Below are 22,176 nucleotides of genomic sequence, written 5' to 3'. Positions count from 1 at the left end.
TGCATTGTGTTTTTCATAGTATTAGATTTAAGGTTAACGAAGATTGGTTGTCGTGAGACAACCTTTTCTTTTTTGTAAGTTTTTATGTCCGAATAAGAGTGTGATAAAAGAGTATTTATTTTTGTATTAAGAGCCGTAGTACTTTTTTGATACAATAAATTGAAGCTATGATGGCAATAGCTCCTCCGACATATCCGATATCGGAAATTGATAAATGAGAACAGACCATTCCTCCGATTAGTGCTCCACTACCAATACCGAGATTGTAGATTCCTGAATATATTGACATTGCTATTGTTGTAGCTTGGGGAGCAAATCGGATAACTTCAGCTTGGAATACGAGATTGAAGGCTGTGATAGCTATTCCCCAGAGGATACATAAAACTATAACGGCATAGTGATTGAAAGATGAAAGGTGTAATAAAATCAGAAAAGTGGCAATACCTGTGACGGCAAAACATATAAATGGGTAAGGATGTTTGTCGAAATAGCGAGAAAACAGAACACTTCCTATTATTCCGGAAATGCCGAAAGCTGTTAATGTCAAAGTTATCCAGTTATCTTTTAATCCGGCAACTTGGCCTAAAAATGGTTCTATGTAACTATACCCTGTATAATGTGCTGTTACAATAATAAAGGTCAGGCAATAAATACTGAGTAATACTGGATTATTAAGAATAGAAGGTAACATACGCAAAGTAATAGAGTTGCGGTTGGGAACCTTAGGAAAAATAATGACTAATAAGAGAAATATGGCAAAAGCGATAGCTGCAATGCAGAAAAATGTCATTCTCCAGCCTATGTGTAAGCCTATGATGCGGCCCAGTGGCAGACCTACTATCATGGCTATAGATGTCCCAGTCACAATCATACCGAGAGCCATGGAGCGATGCCCTTCAGGTGCTATATGAACGGCAAGAGGGGAGGCAATAGACCAGAAAACTGCATGAGAACAAGCGACGCCGATACGAGAAATCATTAAAGTTGCATATCCTATAGAAAGAGCCGAAAGTATGTGGCTTACAATAAATAAGATAGTTGTATAAAGCAGTAACTTGCGGTATTCCATTTTAGAGACGAGCAACATTAGAGGTAATGATGTCAGAGCGACGACCCATGCATATACAGAAATAAGTAAACCAGTATGAGCTTCAGTTATTTTTAAATCTGTAGCTATATCCGTAAGTAGCCCGATAGGTATAAATTCTGATGTATTGAATATAAATGCAGAAAAAGTTAAACATAGAAGGGGGAGCCATTCTCTCAGTGTAATATTCCTGTGATATATGTGCATTTAAGTTATTAATTTGTACGGATTTAAAAATACTTTATTTTAATAGAGGTAATTCGTTCATCATATTTTTGAGTTTGATGGCAATCCGGGGCATAGGTTCAGCTATAGTAAGTCCTACTAAGTCATGTTTAGAGGCAATATCGTTGATAATGCGAATGACTTCTTTTATTTTCATTCCATTAGCTTCGACACCAACACCTGCAATGATTTCAGCAGGATCTAACACATCTAAGTCAAAATGAATAACAACTTTAGATACACCGGTATTTTTTAGCCATTCTAGTATTGCCGAACTATTGTTCCTTACTTCATCAGGAGATAAACTTTTTATTTTTAGTTCTTCTTGGCGTTCTTTCATTCCTTTATCCCATGAACGAAGGCCAACAATTAAAGTTTTTGAAATATCAAATTTCTCTGGTAATAAATTTATTATTTTTTTATCTCCCATGCCTAGACAGGCAGTTAAGGCCATAGCATGATAACCGGTGTATTCATCGTATGGAAGCGTTATGTCTGGATGAGCGTCTATCCAAATAATAGCTATATCATTTTGATATTTTTTTGCCAGATATGTGAAGGGAACAACACTGACTGAACAATCACCTCCGAGAGTAACAATTTTGTCGGGGTTGTTTTCTTTAATTGTATCAAGAGCTGATTTTGTCTGGTTTAGAATAACTTGATAAGAGTTGATTCCATTTTCAATTTTTCTATCCTTTATATCTAAGGATATTGGTATTTCAATAATTTCCTGATTAGTTTCTGGTGCCAGCATATTCAAAAGTTTTGCACCTAAATAATATCCTTTTGAAGCATCATTAGCTGGGATATCAGGCATCCAGTGGGAAATGACACCTCCTTGCCATTGTGGATAAATTAGTCGAATTATAGATGGTTTATTTTTCATATTCTGACAATATATAAATAATCTTTTTGGTATTGCAAAAGTAGATAGAATCTGATTCTTTTATAACAAAGACCGAAAAATTATTTATGTGTTTAATCAAAAAATTTGATGATATGAAAAATATATTTTTATAAGATTAAGACTACTTACTATGTTATAATACAGTACAAAATAATTTTATAATGCGAAAATGGAAAAGTCATAATAAATTTTTCATTTTTTAGCCTGTTTACGGTACTTGTAATGATATTGTTATAAAATATTAGCTCATTGGAAGTACTAAGGTAGTTGAGGGTTTTATTAAGTATACTATTATTGGGTATTCGAATTACATGGAAAATTAGTGAGCTTCTTTTACCGATAAATATGTCAAGAATTAGAGAAGAGTGTATTTTTAGATATTTTTTTACATAGCATTCATTATTTATTTACAGTTTGGGAGATAAAAATTGTATTTGATTATCAGTCTAAAACTTATTAGGTTTAGTTTGTGACGCTATTTCTAAGCCTTACCATGTTTTTAGTTACGATGTTCCATAATGTAGAAAAAGTATCATATTTATCATCACAAAATCTTTCTGTTTCATGATTATATTGTATAGTGGAGTTAATCTTATTTGAAGTAAAGGCATACCTTACTTCATTTTCCTTGCTATAATCTTTTTGTATTGGTATAAAATAATAATTTTAAGTAGAATTTTTTCGATGTCTTCGTTATGCCTCTTATGATAGAGGAGTCTATGTATTTATCAAGGTATTATTCTTAATAAGATTTAGAAATGAATAATGTTTTGAAAACTCTGATAAAATTTAATTTCTTTTTAAACAGATGTTTTATCGTAAACTGCACCCCAAAAAGTTAAACATGAAGTTTTTGAAATGCAGTTTATTTATAAGTTTATATTAAAATTTCCATCCTAAAGCAAGTTGGAATACACTATTTTTAGGGTCAGAATCTTTAATTGCTTTTGTGGCACTAATAGTATAACGGAATCCTGCGGTCAGTCCCATTTCGGTTTCGTATCCAAGTCCTACCCCAATAGCGAAATCACAAACGTTTGTAGCGTCTTTAATGCTGTAACTTACGTCACCTATTTTACTTTTTCCGACAACTCGAAAACCAAGTTGAGGACCAAGTTCCAGATTTAGGCCTTTCCACAGGTACCCTTTTACCATAATAGGGATTTGTATATAATCTAATTTGGCTGCCACCTCGTTATATTTGCCTCCTTGCATGGCATATTGTAGTTCTGGTTGAAGAGCTACATAATCATTGAAGCGAATATTGGCAAACCCTCCGATTACAAGACCGGGACGAACATGGTATGATGTTTCTGTCAAATTTGCGAGAGAAAGTCCTGCTTTAACTCCGAATCCAATTTCTTGACTGAAAGAATAAATGGCCGTAAGAAATACCATTGTTGTTGTGAGTACAAATTTTTTCATATTTCTTTATTTTGTGTCTTGGGAGGCAGCGAGACAGATTCATTTATAAAATATGACCTCCACAACACTTCTGTTGCATATTTTATTATGCAAAATAAATGTATTGTATTTATTGTGTCAATGTCAATTTCTCTGTTTTTATGTTCTTTTTTAATGTTTTTTGTAAAAATGCTTTAGATTGAAATTTTTTGATTTGCTAAATAATTCTTTTATCTATGATTTATATAGAAAATCCCTGCGAGTATGAGTTGTATGTGTTGCAGGGATTTTCATAATTAGAGATTGTATGATAAATATGTGTTTATAATGACCAGTCAGAAGGTGTACATTGTTTCTTTACACTTTCAGGAATTACAGGGAAGAATTTTATACCGGTCAACTGTTCTATTTCGGTTACAGATTTGCAATAGTTCTTTAAGAGGCTGGCATCATTTTCTATAGTTTTGTGTTCGAGCCAAAAACCGATGGCTTTCAGCTCATTTGCCGAACATTCTGGTATGGGTTTTCCGGAAGAACCACTTCTGGTGCGTAGTATGACTTTGAAATAATGAGTTGGGACCGGACAGTCTTTTGAGACTTGACTCTCATTATTACCGTTACAGCCATCTCTTGTCGTTGTATAGTTGTTTCCGAAGTAGCAACCTGTAACAACGTAAAGAGTATCATTACAAATATTATCTCTGATTTTTCCTTCTAATGTACCCCAGATACCTCCATTAAAGTCTCCTGATTGGGGGGTCATGTTGGACGCGTAGAATGTCTGATTATTTAATTCATCATTTGCCGTACGGTCAGCCGACGGAATTTGATGTCCTCTGGAATAATTTCGATAAAATGTTAGTCCATCTGTTCCATATAATTTAGGTTGATATTGTTCTTCTATTAAAGGATCAGCGGCCCAAGCTTCGGTTCTTCCACTTCCTCCCCGATAGGACGAATGTAATGGATATGCAACCCAATGTGCAGCATGCATGTTCTTATCGAAACACATCGTATAATTTCGAACTTTTCGATTATTTAGGATTGCAGAATGAGAGATATATTGATAATTATTTATAGTAAGATTTAATTGGGGTAATTCTACCAATGGATACTGTGTTACATTACCGAAATCAATAATATTTGTAGATGTGGTACCCGAGGACAGTTTGACGTCGTCAACACGTATTTGGTTAGAAACGGTTGTTTGAAAACGAAAATATAAAGTTGAAGCTTCTTGTTTTAATGAAAAAGAAACAGTGGCTAAATCCCATTCTTTACTATTATCCCTGCTATATGTCAGAGGTATCCAAGATATTCCGTCTTTACTTATTGATATAGTTAGATGAGAAAAATTGAACGCATTGGCTTCTTGACAGCCAAATGTAAATAAGAAGTCTTTTTGGTTGTTCGGGATGGTGATATTTTCTATAATAAAATAACTGTTTGCCGATGAGAAATAAAGATTATTTGCTCCGGAGGCTTGTCCTCTATAAGCGTTTGTAGGATTAAAGTTAGAGAACCAATCGTTTCTGACACTTAAACTTATAAAAGAATAGGTAACAGTTCCACTCCCTTCTCCATTTTTATTATCCCAGCCATTGAATTGGTCAAGATATGGCCAATAGGAGCCATTATAAGTTTTGGTGGCAATTTCTTTATCAAAGTTATTACTATAATATATTGTTGTATTGATATTATTTTTTCGTTTGACAGTAATTTCTTTTGATATAACATTTTTAGGAGTTTTTGCCTTAGTTGTGATAGTCAGTTTATAATTTTCACCTGAAGGCAAGTCTTTTATTGTAATTTTATCTTCTCCGGCATCTCCGGCATTTTTATCTATTTTTAGAGATTGATGGCTGGTTGTTGCTTCCCAGGGATAATTACTTTTGATGGTAATTACATTTTTACTGGCATCCGATTCATTGAATGTCAATACAACATGTGATACGTTTAGAAATGCATCTTCTTCGTTTATGGGCTCGTCATTTTCATTGGAATCAGAGCACCCAGACATAACAGATGATAAAAATACCAAGAATGAAACGTAAAAGAACAGATTTTTCATGAAATTCTTTATTAAAATATAAATGCAAATTAAGGTTCTAAAACTATATGTAGGACTATCAATGCGTCAAATTAATCATTCAAATTATCAAAAATGTTTATTTTGATAATTTGAATGTTGTAGAATATGAATGTAGAATATAAAGATTTTATATCTGTTTTTTTTAGAATGGATAACCGATTGCTAAGTGAAATCCTAAACTGTTCTTGAAACTTGACATATTATAATAGTGTGGTTTATCGGGATTTTCATATGGAGCATGTAGCCCGATTCCTAAATCAGCTCGGAGTACAATATAACTTATATCATAACGTAATCCGAAACCTGTACCTAAGGCGATATCTTTTCCGAAAGTTTTTAATTCCAGCTTTCCACCAGGTCTTTGCGGGTCATTTTTCAGTAACCAGATGTTTCCGGCATCCATGAAAATTGCACCATGAAGGCTACCCATAATTTTGAAGCGGAACTCGACATTGGCTTCGAGTTTGAAGTCTCCGGTCTGGTCAAAATATCCATTGGCTTTATTGGCATCAGGCCTATAGCTTCCAGGACCGAGAGAGCGGATTGTAAATGCTCGTATGCTATTTGCTCCTCCTATATAGAATTGTTCACTATATGGCATTACTTTAGAATTGCCATATGCATGTCCAGCTCCTACCATAAATCTGGATGCTAACCAGTTGTCTCCCCACAACCTGCGATAATATTTCAGTTCAGTCGTCCCCTTTACAAATTGGGAAAATTGATTTCCAAAAAGTTCTTTCTGGCCTTTTTTCCCTGCTAAATCCATGATTCCGGCTAAAATATTTCCTGCAGAAGTAGCGGATGTTTGCCAAAATATTCGATTATTTTGATTTTTTCCAAAACTTCGATCAAATGTGTAAGTGTATCCGGTTGTGGGAATAAATTGGTTTTTGAAACTCAGAGCGATAGCTTGGTTTTCTTCCAAAGTTTTATCGAATGAACTGGTCGTATTTAAAAGTTTGTTATATACCAATTTTATTGGAGTCAAAGTATGATAACTGGATGAAGAAGTTTGAAAATCATAATTGGCAGAAGCATTGAATGATAACATACGGAAATAATGCGGACGATTCATTAAGTCAGCTCCCAATTGAAAATAAGTTTTTGCGCCATATTTCCTGTTGTGTTTGATAAAACGGGGTACTAATAAGCGTGGAAAAGTTAATGTACCGTTGATGCCTAATTCGTATGAGTTCAATAACGACGATTTAGCTCCTTTTACTTTTTTGCCGGTTTGCCATTCATATGAACCGTTAAGTTTTACGGACAGAATTTCTCCTGCCCCGAATAAATTTTTTTTGCTGACGCCAAAAGTCATGCCGGGTCCGATAAAGCTATTAGACTTAGAAGATACATCAACTTCAAATTCTGATTCGAGTGGGATGTCGAATGCAGCGTCAATGGCAACATTTAATGAATCAGATCCTTTTAATGAATCTATGGGGGTTACATTCAAATTTACAAAGCGAAATATATTTAGTTTGCTCAAATTTGTTTGACTTTGGTCTTGTTTTTCTACTGAATATATTTCTCCTGGTTGTAATGTTATATTACTGGGCAATACAAACTTTCGTAGATGCATTGGTTTTTGAAAGGTAACTTTCATATTCTTATAATGCAAGCTGTCTAGATTCCCTTTTCCGTTTGCACTTGCCAAAAATACATTAATGTCTCCTACTTTATAAGCTTTTAAAGCTTCTGCAGGAACTCCTTTTCCAATAATCATTTTTAAATTTATGCCAAAAGCTTTTTGCGTTGTATCAGCCAGATATTCAATATATTCAGGACGGAAGTAAAAATAACCATTGTTCCTTGCCAAAGTTGCGATGCGACTTCTTTCGGCAGATAAGGTGTCAATGTTATATTGTGAACCGACATGAAGAAGAGTATTTACTCGGCTACTGTCGATTAGTTGAGTAAGCGGGGTTGTCGGTTCTGGAAATGAAATACTGTCATAGAAAGATGGAGGAGGAACTATGACTTTATAACTGATTCTTGCCTTTTTTTTGTTCTTTTTATTATATATCAATTCATATTGAGTATGAGCACCGAAATAACCGAAATTGCTCAATATATCGTCAACTACTTTTACTCGCAATTCTGGATTTACATTGGATATTAACACAGGTTCTTTGGCAAATTTGTTATAAAACCAATGTTTAAAACCTTTTTCTTTTTTAGGAGGATTCATATGATTATAAACCCACAGACCAAAAGGAAACGGAGAACGAATATATGGACTGAAGAGAGGATTATTAGGTTTTACTGAAAGGGGAGACTTGATGGCCGATTTAACTTCTCCGGGAACTTTCATTCCATTAACCCCTTCTATTTCCATCTTTTTTACTCCAGTATATAAAACATCTCCTTCTGCCAAACGTTTAGTTGTAGAACAGCTGGTAAGTATGAAAAATAGTGATAGTAAAACTATATATATGTTGTAAAAGAGCTGTTTCATTTTTCAGTATTTTTAGATTTTCTTGAACTGATGCGGAATAGCTCACTTAATTTGAATAATTTTTTACGGACAACAAATCCAACTCCAGTTTGTGTTATTTCTCCTTCAAGAATACTTTCGTAACCTGTATGGTGGAAGAGTTTAATTAACATGTTTTCTCTTTTATCGAGCATATATTCCAAGGAAACATCATCAATGAGGTTTTCTTTTAAATTCTGATTGGTATTATCATCAGGGCTGAAACTGCCGCCGATAACAACTTTAAATCTGTCATTAAAAAGAGTTTTTGATACTTGGTAGGAGTAGTCGGTATGAGTTCCTGTGCCTCCGGGAGTTCCATCGTCATAACTATCGATTCCAAAACTGACATCGATGTTTTTAAGGTTGTTTTGTGCCCATTGATTTAGCTCTTTTGTTATAAAGGAGTTTAGTGGATTACCCGTTGCAATTTTGGAAGATGAAGACCCTGGTCCCGAATATGTATTATATATAAGCAGGTTCATTGCTTGTGTAGCCCTTTGTTCTGCAGTTAGAGCCATAAGCTCATTTTGAATTGTCAGGTCTTGTGGTGCTGATACGTCAAATGTTATAGCTAAGTTTTCGAGCGAATTTTTTATATTAATACTGACATCGAATGTGACCGGACGACTTGTTTTATCATCTTCGGTAACATTGATACGGAGAGGGTCTATAGCTGTAATATTCATATTGGGGTCTGCTATATTTCCACTCCAGGAAACATAACTGCCTTGTTGGATATTAAAACTTTTCTCTGCAATGATAGGAGGGGAATAACGCACAGTCCCTCCTGTCAGCTCATATCGTCCGGTAAATCGGCTATCACCGAGTGAATTCATGGAATAGGACAGATTGCCTCCGCCTTGCAGGTTAATTCGATTTTTACCGTCGGCCGATAGATTAACAGCTAGTTTTACAGCACTGGCGATATTTACATTTACAAGTATATCCATCCCTCCGATACGGGATACAGGTATGGAGTCTTCTTCTACAACTGTAGTATCATTGAAAGAGACGAATGTAACCATATTTTGGGTTTCTTGTTTTATATCCAGAGGTGAATCTTGCATTACATAAGTTACATCTGTTCCGTTTAATAATCCGATATTGCCTCGCAATTTTAATTCGTCTACAGCTCCATTAACGGTTAAGTCAAGGTCAGAAAAAGCTTTTCCATAGACCATTGATTTATTATTCTTGGATACGTTAACTAATTGGAATTCTGTCGCAGTTATTGATAAATTGGTCAGAATGTGAGAAAATTCTTGAAAGTCGACATTTCCATTGATAACTAAAGGTTGTTTGTTAGGACCGTTTATAGAATACTTTTGGAATAATATTTGGTTGTCGACTATTTTAAGTTGATCTGATGAAAAGCCAAAGGATGTACCTATCATGGGGACATTTACAGATGTCGACATTAATTGCAAATATCCGTTGATGAGGGGTGAGTCTGTATTTCCTGTTATTTTCATATTTCCTTTTAGGCTCCCTTGTAATCCTGCCATTCCAGAGAGAAATGGATTTACGGCCTCAAGTGGAAGTGATGGTATATCGACAGTTACCCCAATAGAATTTTTGTTGTTTGTGTCGTAATTACCTGAAATGGTTAAAGCTTTGGTTTCGTTTATTATTAAATCTGCATTGACTTGTTGACTATTGATGGAATCGAGTTTATAATATACACCTAAATTGATGTCCCCGATTCTTTGTTTATTATAATTCATGTCGGAAATTCCGATAGAACCTTGTACATCTATTTGTTGTTGAGGGAGATATAAGTTCATATTTGTAGAGAAGATGCCTCCTAATGGTGGAGCAAAAGGAGAAACACTTAATAGAGATGCAATGTCTAATCCGTCTATTTTTATATTTAGTGCTCCTTTTTTATATATGTTTTTATCGGCGGGTCGAAGAATTATATTTTTGCCAGTTGCTTCCATTGTCAGGTCTGCATTCAAGCTATTGTCAAAAAAATATTCAATAAAGTTATTTTTATTGACGGTCCATGGTTCAAATCCGAGTATTGGGTCGGGTAAAAAAGAAATTCGTACTAAGCTATCTTGTAGCCATGCTTCATAACCAAAGTTGAATCCTTGTTCTCCTGAGCGATTCTTTTGTTTACATCTCATCAACATATGATTGCTCTCTATGTATCCAGACATTCCTACTTGTGCAGCTTGGTCTAAATTTCCTGGAACATTTCCGATATGTAAATGGTATACAATTTTAGAACTGTCACGTCCTTGACGTGCATACATGCGTATCGTATCAATTTGTATTCCGCTTTTGACAAGTTGGTCGATATCGGCTCTTATATGAAATGGACGTTTTTCTGAAGATTCTACTTCAACTCCAGCCTGTTTAAAATCTATTCCTGCAGGTTCTAAAATAGATTTTAAAAAATTATTTTTGGATGCTTGAGCTGAAAAAGAGAATGGTGGAAGTTGCTGTTCTAGAGATGCAAGATTAAATTGCCATTCTTGCAGTTGTTTTTCCAATAATTGTTGGGTATTTTCAATTCCCTTTGTTAGTGTATCTATTCCTACCGGAGAGTCAAAACGAACAGATATATTATCGGCTGCAAATTTACCGTGAATGAAATTTTTGTCAATATTAGCGTTGAGGGTTATTTGTTTTAGTTTATTTTCTTTGGAATTCATTCTTAATATAAAGTCCTTGATGTTGGCATTTGCTGAATACTTATCTTTTTGATCAGTTGATCCTTCAATATCAAGATGCATACCTATCGAAAGAGGTGAAGAAGAAAAATGCATTTTTTCTAAGTTTAATTGGTTGACAGGACCAGAAATATGGGCTTGAATGAGGTCAGGACTCAATACTCCATTTATTTTTAAGTCTATATCTAGAGCTTCAGTACTACAAGATAATGCCCCATTTAGTATTTGTTTGTTTAATGTGGCTTTCAGTTCTATATTCTCATAATTATACCCATTATATTCTGCTTGATTTATGTTTATTAAAGTATTGGTAAATGTTTTTTCTGAAAAAAAATCAAAGCCTTTTCCTTTAGCCTTAGCTTTGATGGAGAATAGACCGAGAGAGTCTTTAGGCAAAAAACTTTTTACAGAAAAAGAATCAATAAGTAAAGCCATATCATAGATTTCTCGTTCTGGATTTATAAGTCCAGAGACCGAAATTTTTCCATTATCTGTGATAAGGTACATATCTGGTCGATAGTTTTGTCCTGCGATGGATATTTGGCCGTTAAGCTTTATGTTGTTGGGAATTTTAATACGGTTTCGTAAAGCTGTATCAGGCAAAAGAGTTTTTACAAAATCTAAATGATTGAAATTTCCCTGCCATTTAAAATCACCGCTCATTTTTTCAGGTTGAGTGATAGAGTTTAGATTTCCGTTGCTGGTTAATACTGCATGTCCTGGAAAGTTTATGTTTATCTTTTTTATCTTTACTTTTCCTAAAGTTCCTATAATGTCAGCGTTTGCAATAAGTTTTTCCACAGGAAGTAGTTTTAGTTCCTTTTTTATAGAAGGATATAGAGCATAAATATCGGCAATACCTATTTGTGCATCTAATAGGAGAGATAAAGGTGTTGAGGGGGCCATTTCTGATATAGACATCCCCATATTAGCTTCAACTCGTATATCAGAAGTATATGTTTTCAGTGCAAATTTTTGTAAAGACAGTTGTACAGAATCCATAAAGAATATACCGTTACTCTGAATGATAGAAATGCCGGACCGTTCATTTAGAGACAAATGTTTGAGATTTGCTTCTATTTTACTACCCCGATTATATAAAGAATCGATTAGTATATCAATATTGTTGGCAGAGATGTAGTTTAGGTCTAATCCTGGTTTCGGTATATGATTAGGAAGTCCGTATATAGCCTGATTGTTAGTTAATTTTATGTGATTAGCCTGTACAGTCCACGGGAGAGATGGTTTATCGGGTATATCGGACTGTGTTTTATCATATCGGGTTGTATCGGCCAAATATGAATATTGGCCTTGCTCTATCAGTAGCGAGTTTACGTCAATTGTTTGTTTTCCTAAATCAATAAGTCCTTGTTTAAGCAAGGCATTTTTGATTTTTACACGTAAGTCTGTTTGAGGCTCAGACATTTGCATTGTAAAAATTATGTCTGAAAGTGCAAGTTTTTGTACATCAAAAATCCATTTTATCGGAGTACTTTCTGATTTTAGTGTGTCAGGTTCGCTTTCTCCTAAAGAGAGATTAACCTGTCCTCCCTTTAATATTATTCTTGGAATTTTTACCTCTTCTGTAATTAAGTTTGCTGAGTTTACAGATAATATAAAATGTTGGATATCACCTGAAATATTGAATTGGGAAGTACTGTCTGAATAAAAGAATTGAGTATTTTTAAATGAAAATTGATTGACTTTTACTTGTTTCTTTAATAACGGTTTCAATGCAATATCCAGATGTAACTCTTCTGAGTGAAGAAGTGTATCTCCTTGTTCTGTAATTACCTGGCTATGTTCTATGACAAGGTCTAAAGGAAAAGAAAGCCTAATCTTTTCGATTGAAATTTGCATACCCATATTTGTTGAAATATATTCCGTTGCGATATTTTTTACCCAATTTTGTATTGTGGGGATATATAATAAGACCGGTAATGAGATAAGAATTGCCAGTATGCAAATAAGAAAAACAATAATATATTTAAATATTCTTTTCATAAAAATTTGAAACTCTCCGAGTATTGCATATTTAGTGCTAAATATACACAAACTTACTGAAATGGAAAAAACAATTTTCTATTTGTTATGCAACATCTGTTTATATATTTTAATAAACATCTTGTCTATAGTTTTGTTTAATAAAATAAGATGAATTTAAAATATAGATTTATGAAAAAATTGATATTTACGTTGGTTCTTGTATTAGGAATTGCTGTACCTCTAGTGATGGCAGGAGATAATAATAGTATTTCGTACGGCCAGTTACCATCGGGTGCTCGTAATTTTATCGAAAAAATGTTCCCAGGAATAAAGGTTGTAAAATGTGAACGGGAAATGCCCTGGACCCGGTATGATGTAAAATTGGCAAATGGGTATGAACTCGAATTTGATAGGGTAGGACAATGGCTAGAGATTGAAGCGGAAACAACTCCATTTTCTCCCGTTTTGTTAAAGTTAATTCCTACAGAGGCTGTCAGTTATGTCAATACGCAACATCAGGGAAGTGATATAAAAAAAATAGAACGTAAGAAAAATGGTTATAAAGTAAAAGTAGATAACAAGCATGTATCTTCAAATATTCATTTTGATAAAAGTGGAAAATGGAAGAAAACCGAACATGATGATTAACTGAATTGTGTGTTTGAAAAAACATTATTTCTTCATTGAGAGAATGACTAGTCCTAAGTAACCGTTAGAGTTCTTTAGGACTAGTCATATTAGACCAAGGTTATCTTGAATTATTCATTTAAGGTTTTAATATGTTTTATCATATAGTAGTTGATTTTTAGAAGGAATTAAAGGCTTGTTTAAATTTTCTTCAATAATAATTTTATGGCTGCAAGTTTGGCCATATCCTTTGTTGGATCAAATGTTGATTCATGATGTCCACTGAGTCAGGTAGCGATTATTTTTCTTTTTGACACTTTGGTTATCGATAGTTTCAACCTTTAGTTCTATGGTTCTGATTATGTTTAATTTGTATAGAACTAATTATATTCAAACGTTTTCAAGGAAAGCTCTTTATAATAATAGAAATTAGGGAATTTCCTTTTTGGAAATTCTTTGTGCATGTGTGTACACTATTGATAACTAATCTTTGGCTAAATGAGAAATAGTATTGTAAATTATATTTATACTTTTTGACTTGCAAGGTCAATATTTTTGTTATATATTTATTTCCCATTTCTGTTAAATTAGTTTGTTCCATTTTTTAGTTTAGTTATTTTAAAGAAAACTATTATTGTGTGGTGTGGAGACAGAGAAGAGGCGCAGGAGATGATAATTATTTTGTACAATATAAAAAGGAAAAACTTAAACAATATCAATGAAAAATAAATGATTTATGGTAACACGAAGAGGCTTTTTGAAAACAGTGTCGATGGCGTCTGCAGGATTGGCGTTAGGAACCAATGATTTATTACATGCACAAACAGTTCCACCTAAAAAAGGAAGAGGAGACAAGGTGAAGATTGCTTATGTCGGTATTGGCAACCGTGGGGAGCAGATTATAGAAGAGTTTGCGCGTACAGGGATGGTTGCGGTAACGGTTTTATGTGATGTAGATATGGGAGCCAAGCATACGCAAAAAATAATGGCTAAATATCCGAAAGCCAAACGGTTCAGGGACTTTCGCCAAATGTTTGATAAAGCCAGTAACGAATTTGATGCCGTAGCGATTGCCACTCCCGATCATTCACATTTTCCGATCACAATGTTGGCTTTGGCATCTGGGAAGCACGTATATGTGGAGAAACCTCTGGCACGTACTTTTTATGAAGCAGAATTATTGATGCAGGCTGCTCTTAAACGTCCGAACTTAGTTACTCAAGTAGGAAATCAGGGACATTCTGAAGCAAATTATTTCCAGTTCAAGGCTTGGATGGATGCGGGAATTATTAAGGACGTTATTGCTATCACTGCCCACATGAATAGTTCGCGCCGTTGGCATGAATGGGATGCTAATATCCATAAGCTTCCTTCAGGACAGCAACTTCCGAAAGATTTGGATTGGGATACTTGGCTCGGAGTGACACCTTATCATGAATATAATGAAGATTATCATTTAGGGCAATGGCGCTGTTGGTATGATTTTGGTATGGGTGCATTGGGCGACTGGGGAGCGCACATCCTCGATACAGCTCACGAGTTCTTGGAACTGGGATTGCCTTATGAAATTACCATGCAATATGCAAATGGACATAATGACTATTTTTTCCCCTATTCTTCTACGATTCTCTTCCGTTTCCCGCAACGTAAAGGGATGCCTCCGGTAGATGTTACTTGGTATGACGGTTTGGATAATCTTCCTCCGCTTCCTGCTGGTTATGGTGTTTCGGGATTAGATCCGAATATTCCGGCAAGCAGTCAGGGAGATGTTTCGGAAACTAAATTAAATCCTGGAAAAATTATTTATACTAAGGATTTGATTTTTAAGGGTGCCAGTCATGGAAGTACTTTGTCTATCATTCCGGAGGAGAAGGCTAAAGAGATGGCAGACAAGTTGCCAGAGGTTCCTAAAAGTCCTTCCAATCACTTCGAGAATTTCTTGCTGGCATGTAACGGTATTGAAAAGGCACGCTCGCCTTTTGAAATCAATGGAGTTTTAAGTCAGGTATTTTCATTGGGGGTGGTGGCTCAACGACTCAATACACAACTATTCTTTGACAGTCGTACGAAACAGATTACGAATAATGAGTTTGCCAATGCAATGTTGGTAGGGCTTCCGCCCCGTAAAGGTTGGGATGAATTTTACAAATTATAAATAGAAGATATGAAGAAGAATATTATATTAACATTACTTTTCTTTTGTGTCGCATCTTTGGGTGCACAAGACTGGGAGCCTCTTTTTAATGGAAAAAACCTGAAAGGATGGAAGAGATTGAATGGTAAAGCTGAGTATAAAATTGTTGATGGCGCTATCGTCGGTGTATCCAAGAAAGGAACGCCCAATACCTTTTTGGCAACGACAAAGAATTATGGTGACTTTATCCTTGAATTTAGTTTCAAGGTGGACGATGATTTAAATTCTGGAGTACAGCTTCGCAGTGAGAGTAGGAAAGATTATAACAATGGTCGTGTACATGGTTATCAGTTTGAGATCGATCCTTCTACGCGCGCTTGGTCGGGAGGAATTTATGATGAGGCACGCAGAGGTTGGCTTTACCCTTTGACACTGAATCCATCAGCAAAAAGTGCTTTTAGAAATAACGCGTGGAATAGTGCCCGAATTGAAGCTGTTGGTAACTCGATCCGCACGTGGATAAACGGTATTCCTTGTGCTAATATCTGGGATGATAGGACTCCTGAGGGTTTTATTGCTTTGCAAGTACACGCTATTGAAAATGATAAAGATGAAGGAAAAACTGTTTGCTGGAAGGATATTCGTATTTGTACGACGGATGTAAAGCGCTATCAGACACCGCAAGAACACGTTGCACCGGAGATGAATATAATTGATAATACGATTTCTCCGTACGAAGCTAAAGATGGCTGGACATTGTTATGGGATGGCAAGACTACTGACGGCTGGAGAGGAGCTAAACTTTCTACTTTCCCCACAAAAGGCTGGGAAATAGAAAATGGTATTCTAAAAGTGATGAAGAGTGGTGGTGCAGAATCTGCTAATGGCGGTGATATTGTGACTGCTCGTAAGTATAAAAACTTTGTTTTGAAAGTGGATTTCAAGATTACAGAAGGTGCCAATAGCGGAATTAAATATTTTGTAAACCCCGATATGAATAAAGGGAAGGGTTCTGCTATCGGTTGTGAATTCCAGATTCTTGATGATGACAAGCATCCTGATGCAAAATTGGGTGTGAAAGGGAACAGAAAATTAGGTTCGTTGTATGACCTGATTCCAGCTCCTGAAAATAAACCTTTTAACAAGAACAAATTTAATACAGCCATCATTATCGTGAAAGGTGACCACGTGGAACATTGGTTAAACGGTATTAAACTAATCGAATATGAGCGTAACAATGATATGTGGGATGCATTGGTAGCATATAGTAAATATAAAGATTGGCCTAATTTTGGAAATTTGGAGGAAGGAAATATACTTCTCCAAGATCATGGGGATGAGGTGTGGTTCAAGAATGTAAAAATTAAAGAATTGAAATGAATAGATGTTGTCATTGTGAGGGCGAAATTTTTGATGTACCTTCCAAAAGTTAGACGGTTTAACATTATTAAGAGTCTCTATTAGATTGGGAAAAAAGCCCGGTACAATACCGAGCTTTTTTTCATTTGGTCCTATTATTTATCAAACAATATCATTACCATGTGCATATTAGGCTATGCGATATGATATAGGAAATTATCTCTTCGTTGAACATATCCGATATGGGAGAAAAATATATTTTCTTTTCCTTTATCTTGACTTCAGTTACGTCAGTCTTCCATTTCTGGTTTGGTACAGTTGCGACAAAGTCCCTGTTTGTGATATTAGGGAGGCTTTTTCTATTTCTCCCTTATATGGCTTGTACTTTGCTTTCTTACGTTTGCCATACAATTCCATCTCTGCCATAAGTTTCCGCACAGTCATATGATTAAGGATCATTCTATCATTACGTAGTTGTGAGATTTTCGACGATAACTATAGTGTTCTTTATGCTGGGTATATATTTTGTTGGTTGCCGATTTTGGCATCATCATAGCTATCATGTCCTTGCTTTAATATTTAAATGGTTTCCGCCCAATCTCCTCTTTGAGACGGACTTCTATTTTTTCCACTAAGGCTTTTATTTTTTTAGTAAAGCATTCTTTGCCTCCAACTCTTTGACACGATATTGCAGATGCTATAATTCGGTCATTTTTTTGAAGATTTCTTCTTTAGTCTTCCCATATAGTTTTACTTAGATGACCTCGATTATCGAGCTTAAGTGCTTTATACCAACATAGCGGTATTACTTGTGCTAGGTATTTAATGCTGATAAATCAATACAGTATTTTAATATTACATCTATCAAAGATAGATGTTTTTCTTCAATGCCCATAACTGCTTGAAGTTTGGTATCAGCATCTGTCCTGATATTTTACTTTTTTTTTAATGTTACAGGAGCATCGTGGCGATATAGCTCATGAAGGTTCATTAATAATTCCTTGTTAATACCATACTGAGTGTGGATATATGTATAACTATACCTTTCTTCTAATAATGCCATATATTTAAGGCGATCTAGATAACTGTGCTTTTTAAACGTAATAAGACCTTAAAAGTTTTTTGTCCAACTTTTGGAGGATATGTTATTATTATCAAATAAGCCATATTCATTGTTATACGCTGCGGATTGCTTACGCCACTTATATAAAGCGTTCTATGATGGTGCAGGAACACTTTATATCTGACTTCTTTCTATACATATGCCGATGGATGTTATCTTATGTGGCTGAAAGTTGGGGAGAGAATTGCTGTTTATGATTAGCCGTATTTATGATGCATATTGATTGCAAAAGATAGCAAACTTTTATGATTTAAAAATTTATAGGCTCTTAAGTATTGTGGTGGATAATGTATTTTTATTTGTAAAGAGAATTAATTATGCAGAAGTGCATGTAAAAAAACATAAAATCTTTCTCTTTTTGTTAGTTAAATAAGAGTATCTATTTAAGGGTTGGTGAAAAGTGGAAAAGAAATTATTATAATCTTTAATTTAATTGTTACTTTCTGGTCTGGAATATATAAGTGTAGATAGACTTATTTATTCACCGGAAAACGCTCTGCCAATACCAATTAAGCGATCATACCGTTCTCCTGGGACACGATGATATACTTTGACCAAATATTCATTTTTGGTTTCATAAAAATTCCCTTCTATATTTGCAGGAGTTCCCTTAGTTGTCCCATGTGGGATGAAAAGATATTGATAATTGTAGGAACCCTGTTTTAGATATAATGCTTTTTCGTATTGTTTGGTCTCAAAATTATAAACCATTTTGTTTTGGTCGTTAAATTGTCCGTTGGTAAATTCTCCATCTATATATATGGTTCCGGGTATTAAAGCATTATCATAATCGAGTGTAAAATGTACGATGAAATAATCGGCTTCTACATCACTATTATCGGCATCACTTTGTCGTATGGTGAAATGTCCGTATTGGGTTTGGTCAAATACATAATTCCCTTGATTGCGAAGACGGTCAGGGAATAAATCAACATGGTAATATGGATCGAAGTATTGGATACTTTCCACATTTATTCCGGCATAGCGGGTGCTTACCATTTCGAATCTACGGTACTCATTTCCTGCTTCGAAAATGAGGTTGGGATTATGGGCGTATACTAATTCGTTTGATTTTACATATAAAGGGTGGTTTATTTGAGTTTGATTGTCGAGACGATTGTTTTGTGATATATATATTTTTAAATCAATTTGGGGGTTTCTTATATTATAATTAGGATGTAAAATTGAAAATTCGAGTTGTTGATGAGATTTATTATAATCGATGTCTGTACGAGAAGTTATGGATATGGGTACTGTTACGCGGTTTTCGAATACGGAGAAGCAGACTTGTAAAAGAGGTTTTTCTGGTTGATTTTCTGGAAAAACGATCAGTACATAATTCCCTGATACTTTAAATCGTACAGACTCATTAGGTAATGTAATTGTGTAATGTACGTAATGTCGGAATGTGTTGAACGAAAGTTCACCTTCTTCTACTCTGTTTTGATTAAAACCATCAAGATATTCCATGACAGATAGATCTGAAGGTGTCCAGTTTGCGTTACAATGAACGATTTTGTATTCCAGATATTCACTTTCTTCAGCAAATTTATCAAAAGATACGATAAGTTGGTCGTCATTGTCGAGACGTATAACTGGGGGGAAATATGCTTTATCAAAAACTCGCGTACGTATTGTCTGTATAGAAGGATGTAATGCTTTAGTCTGATAAACGATAGCTCCCTTTGCAGGAAAGAAAACGGAAAAAGAGATTATGAAGGTGGTTATTATTTTAATTAGGGTACTCATTTATGTGGTTTTATATTTTGTATGTTTCTGAATACAAACATAATAAAATATTTGTAGAGGTTGAATAATCCTATTTGAATTTTCAAATTTTTCAGTGTATCATAGTAACACATTAATGTAAATTCTGAAAAAGCAATAAATCTTTCGATTTTTTTTATAAATGATATTACTATCTTTACGGCTTGAAAATTTAACAAGGAAGAGATATTATGCTGAAAAATGTTCTTACCATCGGAATGATGATGTTTATTGCAGTTGGAACTATGGCTCAAACCGTAGAAAAAAATGATAGTGTCAAGAATGCAAAAAAAACGAAAGAGTATCAGTTTACAGATGTGAAGTTATTGAAGACTACACCAGTAAAAAATCAAAGTAGTTCAGGTACATGTTGGAGTTTTGCAGGGACTGCTTTTCTTGAAAGTGAATTATTGAGACAAGGTAAGCCAGAAGTTGATTTGTCTGAAATGTTTATTGTCCGTCATGCGTATATTGAAAAGGCTGAAAAGTATGTTCGTATGCATGGCACCATCAATTTCGGTGGCGGAGGTTCTACTTTAGATGTATTGGATATAATAAAAAAATATGGAATCGTTCCTGAAGAAGCTTATAAAGGTCTTAATTATGGTCTTGATATTCACCGTCATGGAGAATTGGATGCTGTGCTTGAAGCATATGTTAAAGCTGTAATAACAAATAAAAACCGCAAGTTAACACCTTCGTGGAAAGAAGGATATATTGCTATATTAGATGCTTATCTGGGTAAAGAACCAGAGACTTTTACTTATCAGGGAAAAGAGTATACACCTAAAACATTTTTTGATTCTTTGGGGTTGAATTTGGACGATTATGTTTCCATTACTTCTTTTACTCATCATCCATTTGATCAGCCTTTTGCTGTAGAGGTGCCGGATAATTGGGCATGGGGCCTTTCTTATAATGTGCCTTTAGAGGATTTTTCTCGTATAATGAAAAACTCGATAGATAAAGGCTATACAATTTTTTGGGCATCAGATGTTAGTGAACGAGGTTTTTTATATAATAAAGGTTATGCTATTGTCCCAGATGACAAAGTCAAGGATATGAGTGATTCGGAAAAAGCTAGATGGACAAAATTGTCCGAAGAGGAAAAGCAAAAAGAAAGCAAGGAAAAATCTAAGAAAGAAAAATTAATAACTCAAGAAGTACGTCAGGAAGCTTTTGATAATTATGAAACGACAGATGATCACGGTATGCAAATTGTAGGTACGGCTGTAGATCAAAATGGAAATAAATATTATAAAGTTAAAAACTCATGGGGGACAGATAATGAGTATGATGGTTATTTTTATGCATCAGAACCTTTTGTCCTTTATAAAACGATCAGTTATGTTGTTAATAAAAATGCGATACCTAAGGATATTCAAAAAAGATTGAATCTTAAGTAATAAAAGTTCTTATATTACCAACTAATGGTGACCGAAGCCCTTTCTATATCTCCTGGTATAGGGGGCTTTATTTTTGATATTTTTATTGTTCCTCCTGTGATGTTCGGACAGTTTTTTAGTATATTTTTTTTTATACGACCTACTACATGTTCCAAGAGCTTTGACGGTTGCATCATTTCTTCTTTAATCCATTCATATAATTGTCCGTAATCGATAGTTGTAAGAAGATTATCGGTTGCTATTGCTTGAGTTATATCTGTATATACTTTTATATATACTTCATAATTGTTACCAACTTTTCGTTCTTCTTCAGAAACACCATGATAGGCATAAAAGTGTATTTTTTCAAGTTCAATATAACTTTTCATATTTATGGGTATTCAAAGTAACGATACAAATTACGTAAAAAACTGATGATTAAAAAAGTTTTGTAATCATAAAGTCGTATTTTTATGGGGATAAATATTATTTTTGCAAATAATGCGAATTACTTATTAATCTACTTAATATGGCAAGAGATATTCTTTCCCCAGGACTTACACACAACTCGTTGACTGTAGATACTACGGTAATAGGTAATATATCAGCATCCTCTGATATTCGTATCGATGGTATATTGGAAGGAAATTTGGATTGTAGAGGGAAAGTAATTATTGGAGAGAAGGGGAAGGTTACAGGGAATATAAACGCTGTTAATGCAGAAATAATGGGAGCAGTTAAGGGAAATATAAAGGTTGAAGAAAAATTAGTATTGAAATCGACTTCGTTATTGGAGGGTGATATTGAGGTCTCAACTTTAGCTATAGAACCGAAAGCTCAAATCAACGGCAAATGCACAATGCTCCAATTTTCTTCTGAAATGTAATAAAGGTACAGAGTGATTTGTTGTTTAAGAA

The 22,176-nt window shown here is 34.5% G+C and carries 14 protein-coding genes; 5 read left to right on the top strand and 9 right to left on the bottom strand.

Translation table 11 applies throughout. The features are described from left to right. Positions 1–115: 115 nt before the first annotated feature. The 6 genes from Cop2CBH44_RS08275 to Cop2CBH44_RS08250 form a co-directional block, all read right to left on the bottom strand. Complete coding sequence (locus Cop2CBH44_RS08275; RefSeq protein ID WP_021931957.1) at positions 116–1,294, bottom strand: sugar transporter; 1,179 nt, start codon at positions 1,292–1,294, stop codon at positions 116–118. A 34-nt stretch (positions 1,295–1,328) separates the two neighbouring features. After that, on the bottom strand, positions 1,329–2,201 hold the full coding sequence (locus tag Cop2CBH44_RS08270; protein ID WP_021931958.1) for an arginase family protein: 873 nt from the start codon (positions 2,199–2,201) through the stop codon (positions 1,329–1,331). Positions 2,202–3,104: 903 nt separating this feature from the next. Continuing rightward, the gene (locus tag Cop2CBH44_RS08265) at positions 3,105–3,647 is read right to left on the bottom strand and encodes a porin family protein (RefSeq protein WP_200754632.1); all 543 of its coding nucleotides are present in this window, start codon (positions 3,645–3,647) and stop codon (positions 3,105–3,107) included. Between the two features lie 301 nt (positions 3,648–3,948). Then, positions 3,949–5,697: a DNA/RNA non-specific endonuclease gene (locus tag Cop2CBH44_RS08260; protein WP_200754631.1), complete on the bottom strand. Its 1,749-nt coding sequence runs from the start codon at positions 5,695–5,697 to the stop codon at positions 3,949–3,951. Positions 5,698–5,860: 163 nt separating this feature from the next. Next, positions 5,861–8,179 carry a translocation and assembly module lipoprotein TamL gene (tamL, locus tag Cop2CBH44_RS08255; protein WP_021931961.1) on the bottom strand — a complete coding sequence of 773 codons (2,319 nt, stop codon included), beginning with the start codon at positions 8,177–8,179 and terminating at the stop codon, positions 5,861–5,863. After that, positions 8,176–12,738, bottom strand: a complete 4,563-nt coding sequence (locus Cop2CBH44_RS08250; RefSeq protein WP_200754630.1) for a translocation/assembly module TamB domain-containing protein — start codon at positions 12,736–12,738, stop codon at positions 8,176–8,178. The genes tamL and Cop2CBH44_RS08250 overlap by 4 nt, the downstream gene beginning before the upstream one ends. A gap of 315 nt (positions 12,739–13,053) precedes the next feature. Here Cop2CBH44_RS08250 and Cop2CBH44_RS08245 point away from each other — a divergent pair, with 315 nt between their 5' ends. The 3 genes from Cop2CBH44_RS08245 to Cop2CBH44_RS08235 all read left to right on the top strand — a co-directional run bounded on the left by Cop2CBH44_RS08245 (position 13,054) and on the right by Cop2CBH44_RS08235 (position 17,005). Next, positions 13,054–13,512, top strand: coding sequence for a PepSY-like domain-containing protein (locus Cop2CBH44_RS08245; RefSeq protein WP_200754629.1), 459 nt, complete (start codon positions 13,054–13,056; stop codon positions 13,510–13,512). A gap of 715 nt (positions 13,513–14,227) precedes the next feature. Continuing rightward, positions 14,228–15,646 carry a Gfo/Idh/MocA family oxidoreductase gene (locus Cop2CBH44_RS08240; RefSeq protein WP_021931965.1) on the top strand — a complete coding sequence of 473 codons (1,419 nt, stop codon included), beginning with the start codon at positions 14,228–14,230 and terminating at the stop codon, positions 15,644–15,646. A gap of 9 nt (positions 15,647–15,655) precedes the next feature. Continuing rightward, positions 15,656–17,005: a 3-keto-disaccharide hydrolase gene (locus tag Cop2CBH44_RS08235; RefSeq protein ID WP_021931966.1), complete on the top strand. Its 1,350-nt coding sequence runs from the start codon at positions 15,656–15,658 to the stop codon at positions 17,003–17,005. A gap of 264 nt (positions 17,006–17,269) precedes the next feature. On the opposite strand, the gene Cop2CBH44_RS08230 is transcribed toward Cop2CBH44_RS08235, so the two are convergent. Together Cop2CBH44_RS08230 and Cop2CBH44_RS08225 are read right to left on the bottom strand one after the other, a co-directional pair. After that, positions 17,270–17,443, bottom strand: coding sequence for a hypothetical protein (locus tag Cop2CBH44_RS08230; RefSeq protein ID WP_200755883.1), 174 nt, complete (start codon positions 17,441–17,443; stop codon positions 17,270–17,272). Positions 17,444–18,584: 1,141 nt separating this feature from the next. After that, positions 18,585–19,856, bottom strand: a complete 1,272-nt coding sequence (locus Cop2CBH44_RS08225) for a type IX secretion system plug protein (RefSeq protein WP_200755882.1) — start codon at positions 19,854–19,856, stop codon at positions 18,585–18,587. 209 nt (positions 19,857–20,065) lie between these two features. Between Cop2CBH44_RS08225 and Cop2CBH44_RS08220 the strand changes: the two genes are divergently transcribed. Beyond that, positions 20,066–21,280, top strand: coding sequence for a C1 family peptidase (locus Cop2CBH44_RS08220; RefSeq protein WP_200755881.1), 1,215 nt, complete (start codon positions 20,066–20,068; stop codon positions 21,278–21,280). 14 nt (positions 21,281–21,294) lie between these two features. On the opposite strand, the gene folB is transcribed toward Cop2CBH44_RS08220, so the two are convergent. Further along, positions 21,295–21,648 carry a dihydroneopterin aldolase gene (gene folB, locus Cop2CBH44_RS08215; protein ID WP_021931970.1) on the bottom strand — a complete coding sequence of 118 codons (354 nt, stop codon included), beginning with the start codon at positions 21,646–21,648 and terminating at the stop codon, positions 21,295–21,297. A 140-nt stretch (positions 21,649–21,788) separates the two neighbouring features. Between folB and Cop2CBH44_RS08210 the strand changes: the two genes are divergently transcribed. Further along, the gene (locus tag Cop2CBH44_RS08210; RefSeq protein WP_021931971.1) at positions 21,789–22,145 is read left to right on the top strand and encodes a bactofilin family protein; all 357 of its coding nucleotides are present in this window, start codon (positions 21,789–21,791) and stop codon (positions 22,143–22,145) included. Positions 22,146–22,176: the final 31 nt, after the last annotated feature.

It is taken from the genome of Coprobacter secundus subsp. similis (assembly GCF_015097275.1).
Taxonomy (GTDB): Bacteria; Bacteroidota; Bacteroidia; order Bacteroidales; family Coprobacteraceae; genus Coprobacter; species Coprobacter secundus.
This window is presented reverse-complemented; position numbering and strand designations above follow the sequence as displayed.

Excerpts from the sequence above, each read along its gene's own strand:
- Cop2CBH44_RS08265 (WP_200754632.1), bottom strand. The coding sequence starts at position 3,647 with ATGAAAAAATTTGTACTCACAACAACAATGGTATTTCTTACGGCCATT.
- Cop2CBH44_RS08250 (WP_200754630.1), bottom strand. The coding sequence starts at position 12,738 with ATGCAAATTTCAATCGAAAAGATTAGGCTTTCTTTTCCTTTAGACCTT.
- Cop2CBH44_RS08230 (WP_200755883.1), bottom strand. The coding sequence starts at position 17,443 with ATGATCCTTAATCATATGACTGTGCGGAAACTTATGGCAGAGATGGAA.
- tamL (WP_021931961.1), bottom strand. The coding sequence starts at position 8,179 with ATGAAACAGCTCTTTTACAACATATATATAGTTTTACTATCACTATTT.
- Cop2CBH44_RS08225 (WP_200755882.1), bottom strand. The coding sequence starts at position 19,856 with ATGAGTACCCTAATTAAAATAATAACCACCTTCATAATCTCTTTTTCC.
- Cop2CBH44_RS08270 (WP_021931958.1), bottom strand. The coding sequence starts at position 2,201 with ATGAAAAATAAACCATCTATAATTCGACTAATTTATCCACAATGGCAA.
- folB (WP_021931970.1), bottom strand. The coding sequence starts at position 21,648 with ATGAAAAGTTATATTGAACTTGAAAAAATACACTTTTATGCCTATCAT.
- Cop2CBH44_RS08240 (WP_021931965.1), top strand. The coding sequence starts at position 14,228 with ATGGTAACACGAAGAGGCTTTTTGAAAACAGTGTCGATGGCGTCTGCA.
- Cop2CBH44_RS08275 (WP_021931957.1), bottom strand. The coding sequence starts at position 1,294 with ATGCACATATATCACAGGAATATTACACTGAGAGAATGGCTCCCCCTT.
- Cop2CBH44_RS08210 (WP_021931971.1), top strand. The coding sequence starts at position 21,789 with ATGGCAAGAGATATTCTTTCCCCAGGACTTACACACAACTCGTTGACT.
- Cop2CBH44_RS08245 (WP_200754629.1), top strand. The coding sequence starts at position 13,054 with ATGAAAAAATTGATATTTACGTTGGTTCTTGTATTAGGAATTGCTGTA.
- Cop2CBH44_RS08220 (WP_200755881.1), top strand. The coding sequence starts at position 20,066 with ATGCTGAAAAATGTTCTTACCATCGGAATGATGATGTTTATTGCAGTT.
- Cop2CBH44_RS08260 (WP_200754631.1), bottom strand. The coding sequence starts at position 5,697 with ATGAAAAATCTGTTCTTTTACGTTTCATTCTTGGTATTTTTATCATCT.
- Cop2CBH44_RS08235 (WP_021931966.1), top strand. The coding sequence starts at position 15,656 with ATGAAGAAGAATATTATATTAACATTACTTTTCTTTTGTGTCGCATCT.